We start from the raw sequence: 16,575 nt of genomic DNA, 5'->3' as shown, positions 1-16,575 counted from the left end.
GCAAGCGGCGATCCGGAATCCAGAAATGCGAAGAAAATCAGTGTGGCTGGATTCCGGGTTCGCATCTTCGTTGCGCCCCGGAATGACGGTTGGAGACTTTTTCAACAGCCTGCTAGAGCTTCGCTTGCGATGGAATCGGAAGCGGGGCTCCATGATTTGATTTGACGCGTTTTCTTCACGCGAAACGGTAGCCATCCTCGGCTCAAGCCTGAGGACATGCCTCGCTCGAAAACGCTATGAACCGGGAGAACAGCATGGCGTTCAAGGTCGTGAGCGACAGTTTCAAGGATGGCGACTATCTCGCCATGGATCATATCCTGTCGGCGGATTTCGGTCACGGCTGCGCGGGCGGCAACCGGTCGCCACACCTGCGCTGGAGCGGCGCGCCGGCGGGCACCAGGAGCTTCGCCGTGACCTGTTACGATCCGGATGCGCCGACCGGCAGTGGCTTCTGGCACTGGGTCGTCATCAATATCCCGCCATCGGTGACGGAGCTTGCGCTCGACGCCGGCAATCCCGACAGCGGCAAGCTTCCGAGGGGGGCGCTGCAGACCCGCACCGACTTCGGCTCCGCGTGCTATGGTGGCCCCTGCCCGCCCGAAGGGGATCACCCGCACCGCTATTTCTTCACCGTGCACGCCGTGGGAGGCAACATCAACGCCAGCGCCGACACCTCTGCGGCGGTGATCGGGTTCCAGCTTCATTTCAACACGCTGGCGAAGTCGGCGGTGATGGGCCTGTTCAAGCGCTGAGCGAACCATCGGAATTGCCTCGTGTCCCGAACGCAACGCGGCGTGCCTGATGCGGCGCCGCAGAGCCGGGACCGTTTCAGCCGCGGCATTCGAGGGTCCCGGATCAGCGACGCACCGCTTCGCATCCGCGACACGGCGCCTCATAAAAAAAGCCCCTGCATTGCAGGGGCTTTTTTCTCGCATCGACTGTTGATCCGGCTGCGCCTCAATGCGCGTCGGCCCACACCGCCCTCTTGGTGAAGTAGAGCAGTCCGGCAAAAATGAGCATGAAGATCATGACCTGCAGACCGATCCGCTTGCGCTCCTCGAGCTTCGGCTCGGCGGCCCACATCAGGAAGGCGGCCACGTCCGTCGCATATTGATCGACCTTCTGCGGCGTCCCGTCTTCGTAGGTTATCTGATCGTCCGACAGCGGATTCGGCATCTTCATCGCATGACCGGGGAAGTACTTGTTGTAGAACGACCCCTCCGGCAGCGTGAAGCCATGCGGCGGCGTGTCCTCGAAGCCGGTCAGGATGGCGTGGATGTAATTCGGGCCTTTTTCCTGGAACTGCGTGAAAGCGTCGAAGATGAACTGCGGAAAGCCGCGCTCGTAGCCCCGCGCCTTGGCCATCAGCGAGAGATCGGGGGGCGCCGCGCCGCCATTGGCCGCGCGGGCCGCGTTCTCGTTCGGAAACGGTGACGGAAACTTGTCGGCGATACGTCCCGGCCGCTCGAACATCTCGCCGGCGTCGTTCGGACCATCCTTGACCTGGATTTCGGCAGCCAGCGCCGTGGCCTGAGCCACGGTGAAGCCCGGACCGCCCGGATCGGCCAGGTTGCGATAATGCACGAGGTTCATCGAATGGCACGCAGAGCAGACTTCCTTGTAGACCTTGTAGCCGCGCTGCAACTGGCCCTGATCGAATTTGCCAAGCGGGCCCGCGAACGACCAGTTCAGCGACGGCGGGGTCGGCGCATGGTCCGCCGCCTGAGCCCTGGAACCGCTATCCCAGGCCAAGAGTCCCGCGACGGCGAACACCGCCGCGAGCGAGGCGACGACGCCTTTCTTCCCCAGCACGTCATCCGCGATCGAATTGGGCACGGGACGCGGCTTCTCGATGCGGCTCAGGATCGGCAGCACGATCAGGAAATAGGCGAAGTAGCACCCCGTCAGGATACGCCCGGCAACGACGTAGACGCCTTCCGGCGGCTTCGCACCGAGATAGCCGAGGCCGAGGCAGACACCGACGAAGATCCAGAAGAACTGCTTGGCAAGCGGCCGATAGCGCAGCGAGCGGGTCTTGGCGGAATCGAGCCAGGGCAGGAAGGCCAGCACCAGGATGGCGCTGAACATCGCCGCCACGCCCGCGAGCTTGTTCGGGATCGAGCGCAGGATCGCGTAGAACGGCAGGTAGTACCATTCCGGCACGATGTGCGCGGGCGTCACGCCCGGATTTGCGGGGATGTAGTTGTCGGGATCGCCGAGATAGTTCGGGATGTAGAAGATGAACCAGCAATAGAACAGGATGAAGCAGGACAGGCCGAACGCATCCTTGATGGTCGCGTAAGGCGTGAACGGCACGGTATCCTTCGCGGTCTTGGGCTCGACGCCGGCCGGATTGTTCTGACCGGCGACATGCAGCGCCCAGACGTGCAGCACGACCACGCCCGCGATCACGAAGGGCAGCAGGTAGTGCAGCGAGAAGAAGCGGTTCAGCGTCGGATTGCCGACCGAATAGCCGCCCCACAGCAGGGTCACGATGCTCTCGCCGAAATAGGGGATCGCGGAGAACAGGTTGGTGATGACGGTCGCGCCCCAGAAGCTCATCTGGCCCCACGGCAGCACGTAGCCCATGAAACCGGTCGCCATCATCAGCAGGTAGATGATGACGCCGAGGATCCAAAGAACCTCGCGCGGTTCCTTGTAGGAGCCGTAATACAGGCCGCGAAGCATGTGGATATAGACGGCGATGAAGAACATCGAGGCGCCGTTGGAATGGAGATAACGCAGCAGCCACCCGTAATCGACATCGCGGACGATGGCCTCCACCGAGTTGAAGGCGAGGTCGGCATGCGGCGTGTAATGCATCGCCAGGATAATGCCGGTGATGATCTGCACACCCAGCATGAACGAGAGGATGCCGCCGAACGTCCACCAGTAGTTCAGGTTGCGCGGCGTGGGATAGGCGACGAACGAGGAATGGACGAGGCCGAAGATCGGCAAGCGCCGCTCGATCCATTTGAGGACGGGATTTTGCGGCTGGAAAGTGGATGGTCCGCTCATGATGCGATCCTGAGGATTGGAACGACGCGTTCGGTTCGGGTCTTTTCGGCCTTATCCGATCTTGATCTTGCTATCGGAAACGAAGGCGTAAGGCGGAATGGCAAGATTGAGCGGCGCCGGCCCCTGGCGGATGCGGCCCGAGGAATCATATTGAGAACCGTGGCACGGACAGAAAAATCCATCGTAGCTGCCCTCATGCGCGATCGGGATACAACCGAGATGCGTGCAGATGCCGATCACGACGAGCCACTGGTCATGGCCTTCCTTGACCCGCGCCGAATCCGGCTGCGGATCGGGCAGGCTCGACACGTTGACCGACTGCGCTTCCTTAATCTGCTTGGCGGTCCGGTGCATGATGTAAATCGGCTTGCCGCGCCAGAACACCTTGATGTCCTGCCCATCGGCGATCGGAGAGAGATCGACCTCGATGGGCGCACCGGCGGCGACCGTGGAAGCATCCGGGTTCAATTGGGCCACCAGCGGCCACGCCACGGCAGCCGCGCCGACAGCGGCGACGGCGCCGGTTGCTACGAAAAGGAAATCACGGCGGCTATGTCCTGCCGAAGACGATGTCGTCACGATTCCAACCCTTTCTTATATCCGCTGCCGGTTTTGTCGCTGTTGGTGTAACCACTCCAGGGATGCATCTTGCGAGCGGCCGTTCTATTGGCATCGTCGCAGAGTGAGCGCAAGTGCGCTATCGGTCTCATTCGTGCAGTGCAACAAATCTGTCGGCTTCCGCGAAGCGATGCCGGACGTCATGTCATGAGAGCCCCGAGCTGATGCGGATCGCGCTTTTTCAACCTGATATCCCGCAGAACACCGGGACCATTCTGCGTCTGTGCGCCTGTCTCGATCTCGAAGCCCACATCATCGAGCCCGCCGGATTTCCGGTCTCCGATCGCCATTTCCGTCGGGCGGGAATGGACTATCTCGACCAGGTCGCCATCGTGCGTCACGATTCCTGGCGGAAATTCCATGAATGGCGCGCGAAAGACGGCGGACGGCTGGTGTTGTTCACGACCAAGGGCGCCCTGCCCTATCTGGACCATCGCTATGCGGCTACCGATATCCTTTTATTCGGACGCGAAAGCGCCGGGGTCCCGGACGCCGTCGCAGCAGCCGCGGACGCACGCCTGGTGATACCTGTAAGATCCGGATTACGCTCGCTGAACGTCGCCATTGCCACCGCCATGGCGGTGGGCGAGGCTCTGCGGCAGACGAGACCGGCTGTTACGGAAAGGATCTCGTGAGTTACGCAGTCAAAGAGATTTTTCTGACCCTGCAGGGCGAAGGCGCCCATGCGGGCCGGGCTGCGGTATTCTGTCGCTTCGCGGGCTGCAACCTGTGGAGCGGCCGGGAGGAAGACCGCGCCTCGGCCATCTGCCGGTTCTGCGACACCGATTTCGTGGGGACGGACGGAACGCTGGGCGGGCGCTACGCCGCCGCGGACGCGCTGGCCGACAGCGTCGCAGCGCAATGGATCGGACCGGCCGCCCAGCGCTACGCGGTGTTGACGGGAGGCGAGCCGCTGTTGCAGGTGGACGAGGCATTGGTCGACGCGCTTCACGCCCGCGGCTTCGCGATCGGAATCGAGACCAACGGCACCATCGCGCCGCCCGACGGCATCGATTGGCTGTGCGTCAGTCCCAAGGCCGGCGCCGATTTGCGCGTCACCAGGGGGCACGAACTCAAGCTGGTCTATCCTCAGGTGGACGTGCGGCCCGAGGACTTCGCGAACCTCGCCTTCGAGCGATTTTCGTTGCAGCCGATGGATGGACCGGACGTGGCCGACAATACCGCGCGCGCCATCGACTACTGCCTGCAGCATCCGCAGTGGCGGCTCAGCCTGCAGACGCACAAGACGCTGGGGATCAGGTAGGAATGGAATCGAGCGGCGTCATCGTCGTTGCGCACGCGGCAGCGGCTCCATCCGTGCCCCGGACCCAGCGCATCGCGCCCGCGACAGGTTGTCAGGAATAGGTTTGACGAATGTGGGAGTTGACGAAATCGTTCCGCTTCGAGGCTGCGCATGCGCTGCCTGGAACGACGTTGGGAAATGCGAGCATGGAAATCCACGGCCATTCCTTCCGCGCCGAGGTCAGCGTCCGCGGCACGCCCGATTCCGTCACCGGCATGGTGCTCGATCTCGGCCTGCTCGCGCGCGGCATGGAGGAGGTCCGGAGCAAGCTGGATCATCGGCTCCTTAACGATGTCGAGGGATTAGGGCCGCCGACGCTGGAAAATCTGGCGCGTTTCATCTGGGACCATGTCCAGCACGCGGGCCATGTGACGCGCATCAGCGTGCATCGCGACAGTTGCGGCGAAAGCTGCACTTATTTCGGACCTGAAAATTGAACCCTCACTTGTCATTGCCAGCACCGGGCCTTGCCTTCGTCAAGCCCGAGCATAGGCTTCCGCGAAGCAATCCGGATTCAGGAACGACAAAACCGGATCGTTTGCTCGCTTGCGCTGCCCGCAATGACACAGTCTTGTAAGGAATATCCGATGGACGTCTCCCCGCTCGAGAACCGCAAGACCCGTGCGCGATCCTGGTTCGAGCAGTTGCGCGACGATATCTGCGCGGCCTTCGAAAAGCTGGAAGACGACGCCCCGGCGCAGCTTTATCCCGGCGAAGCCGGCCGCTTCGTCCGCACCGCGTGGGAGCGCACCGACCACACCGGCCAGCCGGGCGGCGGCGGCGTCATGTCGATGATGCACGGGCGGCTATTCGAGAAAGTCGGCGTGCATTGTTCGACGGTGTATGGCGAATTCGCGCCGGAGTTTCGCGCGCAGATTCCGGGGGCCGAGGCCGATCCCAAATTCTGGGCCTCGGGCATTTCCCTGATCGCGCATATGCGCAATCCGCACATTCCGGCCGTTCACATGAACACGCGTTTCGTGGTCACGACGAAGGCCTGGTTCGGCGGCGGCGGCGATCTGACGCCCGTGCTCATGCGGCGGCGCACGCAGGAGGACGCCGACAGCGTCGCGTTCCATGCCGCGATGAAGGCGGCATGCGATGCCCATACCGTGGCCGACTATGCCAAATATAAAACCTGGTGCGACGAGTATTTCTACCTGCCGCACCGCAAGGAAGCGCGCGGCATCGGCGGCATCTTCTACGACTGGCACGACAGTGGTGACTGGGACGCCGACCTCTCCTTCACGCAGGATGTCGGGCGCGCCCTGCTCAAGGTCTACCCCGAACTCGTGCGCCGCAACTTCAATGCGCCATGGACCGCAGCCGATCGCGAGGAGCAGTTGATCCGGCGCGGACGATACGCCGAATTCAACCTGCTCTACGATCGCGGCACCATCTTCGGGCTGAAGACCGGCGGCAACGTCGAGTCGATCCTGTCCTCGATGCCGCCCGAGGTGAAGTGGCCTTGACTGCAGCGTTTTCGAGCGAAGTGGATACCGGTTCGCGTGAAGAAAACGCGTCAAAACAAAATCATGAAGCCCGGCTTGTGATCTCGCCAGAGGCGGAAACGCTCTAGCTGTCTCGCGACCGCGCTCATAGCCGGTGATCACGCGTGAACCGCGCGACGGTCTGATCCGCAATCGCGGAAAGCTCCGCGGGATCGAGCGGGAAATCCGCCGCCAGCCAGGCATCTTCCGCGATCGTCAGGACATGACCGAGCGCCGGACCCGCCGCTATTCCGCGGGCGACGAAATCCTCCGCCTTCAAAGGAAAGGCCGGCGGCTGCCAGCGCTGCGGCAGGGTTGCGACGTTTAGCCACGGGGCCGGATCGGCCCCGACGCCCGCCCGGGCCCAGGCCTGCATCAGCCGGTCGCGGAAGCGTGGCGCACCGAGCCGGTAAATTCGCCGCCGTGCGGTCGCCTCGTCCATGCTGCCGAGCCGCCACCAGCGATGGCCCATCGAATCCAGTTGCTTCGCCTCGGCGTTGGACAGCCGCAATCGCTGCACCACCCGCCGGGCATCTTCGGTGACCGACACCGCGAGCGCCGCGAGCCGGCGGACCGGATCCGGCGCGAGCCCCAGCGCACGCTCGGCGGCGATCATCGCCGTGAGCGCTCCGCGATAGGCGACGCCACCGAGAATCGCCAGCAGCAGGCCGCCATCCTCCATCGCGATCAGCGCCTCCACGGCGCCCTCGGCGACCAGCAGCTTCAGCATCTCGGCCCGCAACCGTTCGGCCGACAGCGTGGCAAGTCCGGCGCGGCCGCGAATGCAGGCGAGATAGCCGGCCCGGTCGGGCTCGCCTGCGCCATAGGCGGCATGGATGCGGAAGAACCGCAGGATCCGCAGGTAGTCCTCGGCGATGCGCCGGTCCGGATCGCCGATGAAGCGCACCCGCTTCGCCGCGATGTCGTCGAGCCCGCCGACATGGTCGTGCACCGCCCCATCGCGGTCGACCGAGAGGCCGTTGATGGTGAAATCGCGGCGCTCGGCATCGCGCGCCCAGTCGCGGCCGAACGCAACCCTGGCCTTGCGGCCGAAGGTCTCGACATCCTCCCGCAGCGTCGTGATCTCGAACGGCTGGCCCTCGACGACCAGGGTGACGGTGCCGTGCTCGATCCCGGTCGGAATGCTCTTGATGCGGGCGGCGGCGGCGCGGCGGATCACCTCTTCGGGCGGCGCCGTGGTTGCGATATCGATCTCGCCGACCGGCAGTCCCATCAAGGCGTTGCGCACCGCGCCGCCGACGACGCGCGCCTCCTCGCCCTTTTCGTCGAGCAGCGCAAGAACGCGCGCCGCGGGACCCGATTTCAACCAGCTCGCCTCGCGCAGCGAGCGGGCCGTGTTCACCTCTCGGCTCCGGGTACGAGCCTGCCGTTTTCCATGTGCGCCGGGATGTAGGTCGAATCCGGCGGCGCGCCCGAGAAATGCGCCAGCAGGATGAAGCTGACGACGACCAGCACCGCCGCCGCGAGCGAGAGCCTCAAGACGACGTGCGGCGGCCACGAGGCGGCGATCATGAAGTCAACACGGTTGGCGATCAGATACGCAGCATAGATTGCGAACGGAACCAGGAAGATTCCGATCTCCATAAGAACCGGACGGATCATTTGAGATAGACTCGCTCATACAGCACGCGCAGGATACCGGCGGTGGCGCCCCAGATATAACGCTCCTCGAACGGCATCTCGTAGAACGAGCGCATTCTGCCGTGGAATAGCTTCCAGCCCTGCTTGTGATTGTCCGGGTTCATCAGAAACGACAACGGCACCTCGAACGTCTCCTCCACTTCATCTGCATTGAGGCGAAGGTCAAATCCCGGCCTCACCCGCGCCACCGTGGGCAGGATGCGGAAGCCGACGCTCGTTCCGTAGACGTCAAGATATCCGATCGGCTCGACGAAGTCTTGGGGAAGGCCGACCTCTTCCCAGGCCTCCCGCAATGCGGCGTCGACCGGAGAGGCATCGGCCGTATCGATTTTGCCGCCGGGAAATGCGATCTCGTTGGCATGATCGCTGAGATGGGCGGCGCGCCGCGTCAGCAATACGGTCGGCTCCTCGCGCGCCACCACGGGGATCAGCACCGCCGCAGCCCGCATCGGCTCGTCCCGGGCGATCTCCTGGAGCATGAAATCGCGGCCCTGATCGCCGGTCGACGGAGCAATGCCGGCGTCGGTCAGCCCCGCGGGGATGTCGAAACGCAGCCGCGCCCGCGCGCGGTCGAAAAAATCTCCGGAGCCGTCATCGGTCGCGGCGCCTGTCTTCCCTACCGGCACGTTCAACCTGCGTCCCTCACCTGCTCCGCATCCGCCATCGCAAAGAACTCTCCGCCCGATTCGATACCGAACATCATCCGTCCATCGATCATTCGTTGCTCTCCCATGTCAACAAGATCGTAATACAACGCCCGCGTCACCTTCGCCCAGAGGCCGGCCCGGACATGCAGATAGGGCTTCAATCCACCGCCCTCCGAGGGCTCGAAGCGCAGCCGATGCCCGGAATCGCATGGCACCCAGTCGCCGACGTTGGTCCGGAACCGGAGCAGGCTGCCGTTTTCATCCCGATCCTCGAGCATCTCGACGGCGACGAACGGGGCGTCATCGACCCGGATGCCGACCTTTTCCACCGGCGTCACCAGAAAGTGTTTGCCGTCCTCCCGCTTCAGGATCGTGGAGAACAGCCGCACCAGCGCCGGCCGGCCGATCGGCGTGGCCATGTAAAACCAGGTGCCGTCGCTGGCGATTCGCATATCGAGGTCGCCGCAAAACGGCGGATTCCACAGATGCACCGGCGGCAAACCCTTGCCGGGCGAGCCCGCAGCATCGCGCGCCGCGGTCGCCAAACCGTCCAGCGTCCGGTTATCGGATCGCCCTTGCTTCGCCATGGTTTATCCCGACCTTGGTCGCTCTGTTCTGGCACAAAGAGGGACGCAAGCCCACTGGGGTGGTGGTTCAGAAGTTCGCTTCATTTTCCCCCAGGATTCCATCAAGCGAACTTCTGAACCAAACTCCACCAAAATCAGACAGTTGCCAGCTGAGTGGATTGACATTCGCTGTCCCGGTTTTCAGCGAACGAGAGAAGCGAATGTCAAATCCAAACAGGTACGGCTCTGGCGCCGGAACTGGCGGGATACCTCGCCACTTCGTGATCCCATGGCTAGAAAATCCTGTATTGTGGCAAGAGTTTAATTCCAGGAATACACGGCGCTCGCGTATGTTTGACGAAAAACGGCGCGGCCTCGCGCAAGGAGTGACGGATGGCTGTGGAAGCTGACAAGGGCGTCGAGAAGCTGGAAGACGTGATCGTCCGCTCGGCCGAACAGGTCGCGGAGCAGATCCGTGCGGCGCGCGACGCGATTTCCACCGTGATCTTCGGTCAGGACCGAGTGGTCGAAAACACTCTGGTAACCATCCTTTCCGGCGGCCATGCGCTCCTGATCGGCGTGCCCGGCCTCGCCAAAACCAAGCTCGTGGAAACGCTCGGCGTCACGCTCGGCCTCGACGCCAAGCGCGTCCAGTTCACGCCGGACCTGATGCCGTCGGACATCCTCGGCGCCGAGGTGCTGGACGAGGACAGCACGGGCAAGCGCTCGTTCCGCTTCATCGCCGGACCGGTATTCGCGCAGCTTCTGATGGCGGACGAAATCAACCGCGCCAGCCCGCGCACGCAATCTGCGCTGTTGCAGGCGATGCAGGAGCAGCACATCACCGTGGCCGGCGCGCGTCACGACCTGCCGAAACCCTTTCACGTGCTTGCGACGCAAAATCCACTCGAGCAGGAAGGCACCTATCCGCTGCCGGAAGCGCAGCTCGACCGTTTCCTGATGGAGATCGACGTCGACTATCCGGATCGCGACGCGGAACGCCGCATCCTGTTCGAAACGACCGGCGCCGAGGAAACCCTGGCGAAGGCCGCGATGAGCGCCGATGTGGTCCTCGCCGCGCAGCGGCTGGTGCGGCGGCTACCGGTCGGCGACAGCGTGGTCGAAGCGATCCTGTCGCTGGTGCGTTCGGCGCGCCCCGGACCGGAAAGCGGCGACGCCGGAAAACTGATCGCCTGGGGACCGGGCCCGCGCGCCAGCCAGTCGCTGATGCTCGCGGTGCGCGCCCGCGCGCTGCTCGACGGACGTCTTGCGCCCTCGATCGACGACGTGATCGATCTCGCCGAACCGGTGCTGAAACATCGCATGGCGCTGACATTTGCGGCCCGCGCCGAGGGCCGCACCATTTCCGACGTGATCGGACAACTGAAAACGCGGATCGGTTGATGGTTGCGGCGGCCGAGCATGGCAGGCAGGAAATCGAAGCAGTCAGACGTGCCGACGGCGAAAGCCGCACGCTGGCGGCGTCGCTGCCGCGTCTCGTACTGGAAGCCCGCCGCATCGCCGCCAACGTAATTCACGGCCTGCACGGCCGCCGCCGCGCCGGCTCGGGCGAGAATTTCTGGCAGTATCGCCGCTTCGTGTCCGGCGAACCGTCGCAGAATGTCGACTGGCGCCGCTCCGCGCGCGACGATCATCTCTATGTCCGCGAGCACGAATGGGAGGCCGCGCACACCGTGTGGGTATGGCCCGACCGCTCGGCGTCGATGGCTTTTGCGTCGCGGCAGGCGCGCGACAGCAAGCTCGAGCGCGCCCTGATCGTGACGTTCGCGCTGGCCGAAGTGCTGGTGGCCGGCGGCGAGCGTGTCGGCGTTCCCGGATTGATGAATCCGACGGCAAGCCGCAACGTCATCGACAGGATGGCGCAGGCAATGCTGCACGACGATCTTGCGCGCGCCAGCCTGCCGCCATCATTCGTGCCGCCGGCGCGATCGGAGATCGTGGTGCTATCCGACTTCTGGTCGCCGATCCCGGATATCCAGACCATGCTCGCCGGGCTGTCGGCCTCCGGCGCGCATGGAACGCTGCTGCAGGTGGTCGACCCGGCCGAGGAGACCTTCCCCTATTCGGGGCGCGTCGAGTTTGTCGAACCCGAAGACGGGCGCGTCATCACCGCGGGCCGCGCCGAACAATGGTCTCGCGACTATGTTGCGCGCGTCGCGCTGCATCGCGACCAGATCCGCGAGGAGACCGACGCGCTCGGCTGGCTGTTTTCGACCCACAGAACCGACCGCTCCGCCGCCGAGCTGCTGCTGTTCCTTCATGCCGGCATGACCGCGGGCAAAGGCGGCACGGCGGGCTCCCTCCAAGCGGGGCGCACGGCATGATGTCTGCGCTTCCGCTGTCCTTCCTTCAACCGCTGATGCTGCTCGGCCTGCTCAGCCTGCCGCTGCTCTGGTGGCTGCTGCGGGTGATGCCGCCGCGCCCGCGACGCGTCGATTTTCCGCCGACCCGGTTGCTGTTCGATATCGCCGCGAAGGAAGAGACACCCTCGCGCACGCCGTGGTGGCTGACGGCGTTGCGGCTTGCGGCGGCGGCGCTGGTGATCTTCGCGGCGGCCGGACCGGTGTGGAACCCCAAGGCCGGCGCGCGCTCGACCGCGCCCCTGACGATCCTGCTCGACGACGGCTGGAGCGCCGCATCGAGCTGGGAGACGCGGATCAGGGCCGCTGACGAACTGATCGCGGAGGCCGACAGCGACCGGCGTGGCGTCGCCATCGTGCCCCTGTCAGAACCGGCGCGCGACATCACGCTGATGCCGGCCGGAACTGCGCGCGTGGCGTTGCGGCAGCTCGCGCCGAAGCCCTTCGCCGTCGAACGCGTCGAGACGCTGCCGGCGCTCGAGCGCTTCCTGAAAGCGACCGGCGACAGCAACGTCGTCTGGCTGTCCGACGGCATCGACAGCGGACGCGGGGCGGACTTCGTCGATGGCCTTCGCAAGGTGATCGGCGACCGCTCCCTGACCATTGTCGAGGGCGGCGCGCAGCCGGCGCATGCGCTGGTCGCAGCGGAAAATGCCGCCGCCCGAATGACCGTGAAGATCTTGCGCAGCGCCGTGAACGGTCCGCAAGCCGGCGTCGTCCGGGCGCTCGACCAAAAGGGCTCTCCGATCGGGGAGACGCGCTTCGCGTTTCCGCCGCAGGACCGCGAAACCGAAGCCGCGTTCGACTTGCCGCTGGAATTGCGCAACGACATCGCGCGGCTCGAAATCGCCGGCGAACGCTCCGCGGGCGCGGTGCAGTTGCTCGACAAGCGCTGGCGCCGCCGCGCCATCGGCGTGGTCAGCGGATCGAGTGCGGATACGGCGCAGCCGCTGCTCGCCTCGACGTTCTATCTGACGCGCGCGCTGGAGCCGTTCGCCGATGTCCGGCTCGGCGACAAGGGCGCACCGCAGCAGGTCGTCACCCAGTTTCTGGATCAGAAGCTGCCGATGATCGTCATGGCCGACGTCGGCGCATTGTCGCCGGAGCTGCGCCAGCGCATCGACGCCTGGCTCGATCGAGGCGGCGTGCTGGTGCGGTTCGCAGGCCCGCGCCTGGCTCAGGCCGACGACGATCTGGTGCCGGTGAAATTGCGCCATGGCGGCCGCAGCCTCGGCGGCAGCATGACATGGGAAAAGCCGCAGCATCTCGCAGCATTCGCCGCGGACGGGCCGTTCGCGGGCCTCACGGTACCGAACGACGTCACCGTCAATCGGCAGGTGCTGGCCGAGCCGGATGCCGCGCTCGCGGCGAAGAGCTGGGCGTCGCTCCTCGACGGAACGCCGCTCGTGACCGGCGAGCGGCGCGGCAAGGGTCTGCTGGCGCTGTTCCATGTCAGCGCCGACATGCGCTGGTCCGATCTGCCGATGTCGGGCGCCTTCGTCGAGATGCTGCGCCGGATCGTCGATGCCTCCGGCTACACCGCGAACACCGGCAAAACCGACACCGACGCCAAGGCGGAAACCGTCGCGCCGCTGCGGACGCTCGACGGCTTCGGCGTTCTCACGCCGCCGCCCGGTACCGCCAAACCCCTGCCGGTCAACTACCGCGGCCGCGGCACCGTCGAACATCCGCCCGGATTCTACGGACCCGCCGACGGCCCGATTGCGGTCAATACGCTGGCGGCCACCGATCGGATCGTGCCGCTCGATACCTCAACGCTGATGGCGCGCCGGGCGAGTTTCACCAATGCCGAACCGCACGATCTTCGCGGCATCCTGCTGTCGTCGGCGCTTGCACTGTTTCTGGTCGACGCCGTCATCGTGGCGCTGCTCGGCGGAGGGCTCGCTGCATTGCTGCGCCGGCGCGCAGCCCCTGCCGCGCTGTTGCTCGCCCTTGTGCTGCCGATGATCGCGGCGGCGCCCTCACCTTCGCGCGCCGACAGCGCGAAGGACGAATTCGCCATGAAGGCCACCTCGCAAACCAGGCTCGCCTATGTCGTGACCGGCAACGCCGACGTCGACACTATCGTCAAGGCCGGGATGAGCGGGCTCACATTGTTTCTCGCGCAGCGCACGGCGCTGGAAGCCGGCGATCCGGTCGGCATCGACCCTGCGCGCGACGAACTGGCGTTTTTCCCGCTGATCTACTGGCCGATCGTGCCGGGCGCGCCGAAACCGTCGCAAAGCGCCCTCAACAAGATCGACGCCTACATGAAGCAGGGAGGAACGGTTCTGTTCGATACCCGCGATGCGATCGATGCGCTGCCGGGCGATGGCGGCGAATCGCAAACGCCGGGGATGCAGGAATTGCGCACGATCCTTTCGTCGCTCGATATCCCCGAACTCGAGCCGGTGCCGCACGAGCATGTGCTGGCCAAGACGTTCTATCTGCTGCACGACTTTCCCGGCCGCTTCACCACCGGCCAGACCTGGGTCGAGGCGCTGCCGCGCAACGAGGATGACGAGGCCGCGTCGCGTCCGGCGCGTGGCGGCGACGGCGTCTCGCCCATCATCATCACCTCGAACGATCTCGCAGGGGCCTGGGCAATGCGCCCCGACGGCCAGCCGATGCTGCCGCTGTCGCCCGGCGAGCCACGGCAACGCGAATTCGCCTTCCGCGCGGGGGTGAACATCGTGATGTACACGCTGACCGGCAACTACAAGGCCGATCAAGTCCACGCGCCGGCGCTGATCGAACGGCTTGGGCAGTAGGGTCGCAGCATGCAGTACGGCATCGCCTTTGCCCCGCTGGTCCCCGTGGTCGTGTTGTGGACCGCGCTCGCCGCGATCGTCGTGATCGCGGCGCTGCTGCTGGTCGCGCGCGCGCGCGGCGCGGCGGTGCGCGTGGCGGCGCTGGCGCTGATCCTGCTCGCGCTCGCCAATCCGTCCTTCACCCGCGAGGAGCGCGAACCGCTGTCTTCCGTGGCCGCCGTCATCGTCGACAAGAGCCCGAGCCAGGATTTCGGCGACCGCACTCAGCAGACCGCGAAGGCGCGCGAGGCGCTGGTCGACCGCCTCAAGCAGATCAAGGGGCTCGAGGTCCGCGTCGTCGATGCGGGCCAGGCGGACGGCGAGACCGACGGCACCAAGCTGTTCTCGGCGCTTTCCTCCACGCTGTCGGACGTGCCGACCGACCGCGTCGCCGGCGCATTCCTGATCACCGACGGGCGCGTTCACGACATTCCGGACAACGTCGCCGCCCTCGGATTCAAGGCGCCGGTCCACGCCCTGATCACCGGCCACAAGGACGAACGCGACCGCCGCGTCGCGATAACAGCGGCGCCGCGTTTCGGCATCGTCGGCCAGACCCAGACCATCACCTACCGGCTCGACGACCAGGGCGTCAGCGGCGAGCGGGCTACAGTGGTGGTGCGCCGCGACGGCGAGGTCATCAGCGAACGCACCGTTCTGAGCGGGCAGACCGTCAATGTCGATGTCGGCATCAAACATGCCGGGCAGAACATCGTCGAGATCGAGGCCTCGCCGCTCGAGAATGAACTGACGCGGATCAATAACCGCGCCGTGGTGCCGATCGACGGCGTCCGCGACAAGCTGCGGGTGTTGCTGGTATCGGGCGAGCCGCATTCCGGCGAACGGACCTGGCGCAACCTGCTCAAATCGGACCCCAGCGTCGATCTGGTCCACTTCACGATCCTGCGTCCGCCCGAGAAGCAGGACGGCACGCCGATCAACGAGCTGTCGCTGATCGCCTTCCCGACTCGCGAGCTGTTCCAGCAGAAGATCAACGAATTCCAGTTGATCATCTTCGACCGTTATGCGCGCCAGGGCGTGCTGCCGACCGCCTATTTCGACAACATCGCGCGCTACGTGCGCGCGGGCGGCGCCGTGCTGGTCTCAGCCGGTCCCGATTACGCCTCGAACACCAGCATCTGGCGCACGCCGCTGGACGCGGTGCTGCCTGCCGAACCGGTCGGCGTCACCGACAAGCCGTTCCACGCGCGGCTGAGCGATGCCGGCAAGCGCCATCCGGTCACCCGCGCGCTCGAAGGGTCCGCGAACGATCCGCCGCACTGGAGCCGGTTTTTCCGCGAGGTCGACACCCGCAATGTTTCAGTGCCGCCGGTGATGACCGGCGCCGATGGCAAGCCGCTCCTGCTGCTGTCGCGCTATGACGAAGGCCGCGTCGCACTGCTTCTTTCCGATCATATCTGGCTGTGGGCGCGCGGCTACGAGGGCGGCGGCCCGTATCTCGATTTGCTGCGGCGGACTGCCCACTGGCTGATGAAGCAGCCCGAACTCGACGAGGAGGCGCTGAGGCTCGAAGTCCATGGCAAGGATCTCGTCGTCCAGCGCCAGACCATGGCCGACGCCGTCAAGCCCGTCGTCGTGACCTCGCCGTCCGGCAAGACCCGCGAACTAACGCTGAGCGCCTCCGAGCCCGGTCTTTGGAAGGCGACATTGACCGCGGACGAACTCGGATTGTGGCAGGCGACCGACGGCACGCTGAACGCGCTGGTCAATGTCGGCCCGGTCAATCCGAAGGAATTCTCCGAGGTGACGTCGACCGCCGACGAACTCAGGCCGCTCGCGCAGGCCAGCGGCGGCGATGCCCGGCGGATCGCGGACGGTTCAAGCGTCGATATCCCGCGCATCGTTCCCGTGCACGCCTCGAGCGTGTTTCGCGGCGACGGCTGGATGGGCGTGCGGATGCGCGACGCCAGCGTGGTGCGCGGCGTCGGCGTGCTGCCGGTGTTCGCCGGACTGATCGGCCTGCTGCTGCTGCTCGGCGCCTTTGCCGCGACCTGGCTTCGCGAGGGACGCTGATCCGCGACGCACCCGGCCTGATGTGACGTGGCCGCGTAACGCGTTC

At 65.4% G+C, this 16,575-nt stretch carries 16 protein-coding genes; 9 read left to right on the top strand and 7 right to left on the bottom strand.

The genetic code is table 11. The features are described from left to right. Positions 1-195, bottom strand: a 195-nt coding sequence (locus BGN91_RS05520) for a hypothetical protein (protein WP_292611245.1), incomplete at its 3' end; no start/stop codon positions are given. Between the two features lie 59 nt (positions 196-254). Between BGN91_RS05520 and BGN91_RS05515 the strand changes: the two genes are divergently transcribed. After that, positions 255-752 (top strand): YbhB/YbcL family Raf kinase inhibitor-like protein, encoded by a 498-nt coding sequence (locus BGN91_RS05515; protein WP_292611243.1) that lies wholly within the window; start codon positions 255-257, stop codon positions 750-752. A 205-nt stretch (positions 753-957) separates the two neighbouring features. Here the strand turns inward: BGN91_RS05515 and BGN91_RS05510 are convergent, their stop codons facing one another. Next, a complete protein-coding gene (locus BGN91_RS05510) occupies positions 958-3,018 on the bottom strand; it encodes a cytochrome c1 (protein ID WP_292611241.1) in 2,061 nt (686 codons plus the stop codon). Positions 3,019-3,069: 51 nt separating this feature from the next. Beyond that, positions 3,070-3,597, bottom strand: coding sequence for a ubiquinol-cytochrome c reductase iron-sulfur subunit (gene petA, locus BGN91_RS05505; RefSeq protein WP_292611239.1), 528 nt, complete (start codon positions 3,595-3,597; stop codon positions 3,070-3,072). A 203-nt stretch (positions 3,598-3,800) separates the two neighbouring features. On the opposite strand from petA, the gene BGN91_RS05500 reads away from it, so the two are divergent. The 4 genes from BGN91_RS05500 to hemF all read left to right on the top strand — a co-directional run bounded on the left by BGN91_RS05500 (position 3,801) and on the right by hemF (position 6,411). Then, the gene (locus BGN91_RS05500; RefSeq protein ID WP_292611238.1) at positions 3,801-4,271 is read left to right on the top strand and encodes a tRNA (cytidine(34)-2'-O)-methyltransferase; all 471 of its coding nucleotides are present in this window, start codon (positions 3,801-3,803) and stop codon (positions 4,269-4,271) included. Further along, on the top strand, positions 4,268-4,900 hold the full coding sequence (gene queE / locus BGN91_RS05495) for a 7-carboxy-7-deazaguanine synthase (protein ID WP_292611237.1): 633 nt from the start codon (positions 4,268-4,270) through the stop codon (positions 4,898-4,900). The genes BGN91_RS05500 and queE overlap by 4 nt, the downstream gene beginning before the upstream one ends. A 110-nt stretch (positions 4,901-5,010) precedes the next feature. Next, positions 5,011-5,376: a 6-carboxytetrahydropterin synthase gene (locus BGN91_RS05490; protein WP_292611236.1), complete on the top strand. Its 366-nt coding sequence runs from the start codon at positions 5,011-5,013 to the stop codon at positions 5,374-5,376. Between the two features lie 150 nt (positions 5,377-5,526). After that, positions 5,527-6,411, top strand: a complete 885-nt coding sequence (hemF, locus tag BGN91_RS05485) for an oxygen-dependent coproporphyrinogen oxidase (protein ID WP_292611234.1) — start codon at positions 5,527-5,529, stop codon at positions 6,409-6,411. Positions 6,412-6,535: 124 nt separating this feature from the next. On the opposite strand, the gene BGN91_RS05480 is transcribed toward hemF, so the two are convergent. Genes BGN91_RS05480 through BGN91_RS05465 form a run of 4 tightly spaced genes read right to left on the bottom strand, consistent with a single transcriptional unit; the run spans position 6,536 to position 9,325 of the window. Then, on the bottom strand, positions 6,536-7,792 hold the full coding sequence (locus BGN91_RS05480) for a CCA tRNA nucleotidyltransferase (RefSeq protein ID WP_292611232.1): 1,257 nt from the start codon (positions 7,790-7,792) through the stop codon (positions 6,536-6,538). Beyond that, positions 7,789-8,052, bottom strand: coding sequence for a DUF6111 family protein (locus tag BGN91_RS05475; protein WP_292611230.1), 264 nt, complete (start codon positions 8,050-8,052; stop codon positions 7,789-7,791). The genes BGN91_RS05480 and BGN91_RS05475 overlap by 4 nt, the downstream gene beginning before the upstream one ends. After that, complete coding sequence (locus BGN91_RS05470; protein WP_292611228.1) at positions 8,049-8,723, bottom strand: CoA pyrophosphatase; 675 nt, start codon at positions 8,721-8,723, stop codon at positions 8,049-8,051. Before BGN91_RS05470 ends, BGN91_RS05475 begins: the two co-directional genes overlap by 4 nt. After that, positions 8,720-9,325, bottom strand: coding sequence for a DUF1285 domain-containing protein (locus tag BGN91_RS05465; protein ID WP_292611226.1), 606 nt, complete (start codon positions 9,323-9,325; stop codon positions 8,720-8,722). Before BGN91_RS05465 ends, BGN91_RS05470 begins: the two co-directional genes overlap by 4 nt. Before the next feature lie 372 nt (positions 9,326-9,697). Here BGN91_RS05465 and BGN91_RS05460 point away from each other — a divergent pair, with 372 nt between their 5' ends. Genes BGN91_RS05460 through BGN91_RS05445 form a run of 4 tightly spaced genes read left to right on the top strand, consistent with a single transcriptional unit; the run spans position 9,698 to position 16,529 of the window. Next, a complete protein-coding gene (locus tag BGN91_RS05460; protein WP_292611225.1) occupies positions 9,698-10,708 on the top strand; it encodes a MoxR family ATPase in 1,011 nt (336 codons plus the stop codon). Beyond that, positions 10,708-11,649 carry a DUF58 domain-containing protein gene (locus BGN91_RS05455; RefSeq protein WP_292611224.1) on the top strand — a complete coding sequence of 314 codons (942 nt, stop codon included), beginning with the start codon at positions 10,708-10,710 and terminating at the stop codon, positions 11,647-11,649. Before BGN91_RS05460 ends, BGN91_RS05455 begins: the two co-directional genes overlap by 1 nt. Then, positions 11,649-14,456, top strand: coding sequence for a DUF4159 domain-containing protein (locus BGN91_RS05450; RefSeq protein ID WP_292611248.1), 2,808 nt, complete (start codon positions 11,649-11,651; stop codon positions 14,454-14,456). The genes BGN91_RS05455 and BGN91_RS05450 overlap by 1 nt, the downstream gene beginning before the upstream one ends. A gap of 9 nt (positions 14,457-14,465) precedes the next feature. After that, on the top strand, positions 14,466-16,529 hold the full coding sequence (locus BGN91_RS05445; RefSeq protein WP_292611223.1) for a hypothetical protein: 2,064 nt from the start codon (positions 14,466-14,468) through the stop codon (positions 16,527-16,529). Positions 16,530-16,575 lie beyond the last annotated feature (46 nt).

It is taken from the genome of Nitrobacter sp. 62-13, assembly GCF_001896955.1.
Lineage (GTDB): Bacteria > Pseudomonadota > Alphaproteobacteria > Rhizobiales > Xanthobacteraceae > Nitrobacter.
This window is presented reverse-complemented; position numbering and strand designations above follow the sequence as displayed.

Coding starts and splice junctions, on each gene's coding strand:
- BGN91_RS05500 (WP_292611238.1), top strand. CDS start 3,801: ATGCGGATCGCGCTTTTTCAACCTGATATCCCGCAGAACACCGGGACC.
- BGN91_RS05475 (WP_292611230.1), bottom strand. CDS start 8,052: ATGATCCGTCCGGTTCTTATGGAGATCGGAATCTTCCTGGTTCCGTTC.
- BGN91_RS05445 (WP_292611223.1), top strand. CDS start 14,466: ATGCAGTACGGCATCGCCTTTGCCCCGCTGGTCCCCGTGGTCGTGTTG.
- BGN91_RS05490 (WP_292611236.1), top strand. CDS start 5,011: ATGTGGGAGTTGACGAAATCGTTCCGCTTCGAGGCTGCGCATGCGCTG.
- BGN91_RS05450 (WP_292611248.1), top strand. CDS start 11,649: ATGTCTGCGCTTCCGCTGTCCTTCCTTCAACCGCTGATGCTGCTCGGC.
- BGN91_RS05510 (WP_292611241.1), bottom strand. CDS start 3,018: ATGAGCGGACCATCCACTTTCCAGCCGCAAAATCCCGTCCTCAAATGG.
- BGN91_RS05460 (WP_292611225.1), top strand. CDS start 9,698: ATGGCTGTGGAAGCTGACAAGGGCGTCGAGAAGCTGGAAGACGTGATC.
- hemF (WP_292611234.1), top strand. CDS start 5,527: ATGGACGTCTCCCCGCTCGAGAACCGCAAGACCCGTGCGCGATCCTGG.
- BGN91_RS05515 (WP_292611243.1), top strand. CDS start 255: ATGGCGTTCAAGGTCGTGAGCGACAGTTTCAAGGATGGCGACTATCTC.
- BGN91_RS05455 (WP_292611224.1), top strand. CDS start 10,708: ATGGTTGCGGCGGCCGAGCATGGCAGGCAGGAAATCGAAGCAGTCAGA.
- BGN91_RS05465 (WP_292611226.1), bottom strand. CDS start 9,325: ATGGCGAAGCAAGGGCGATCCGATAACCGGACGCTGGACGGTTTGGCG.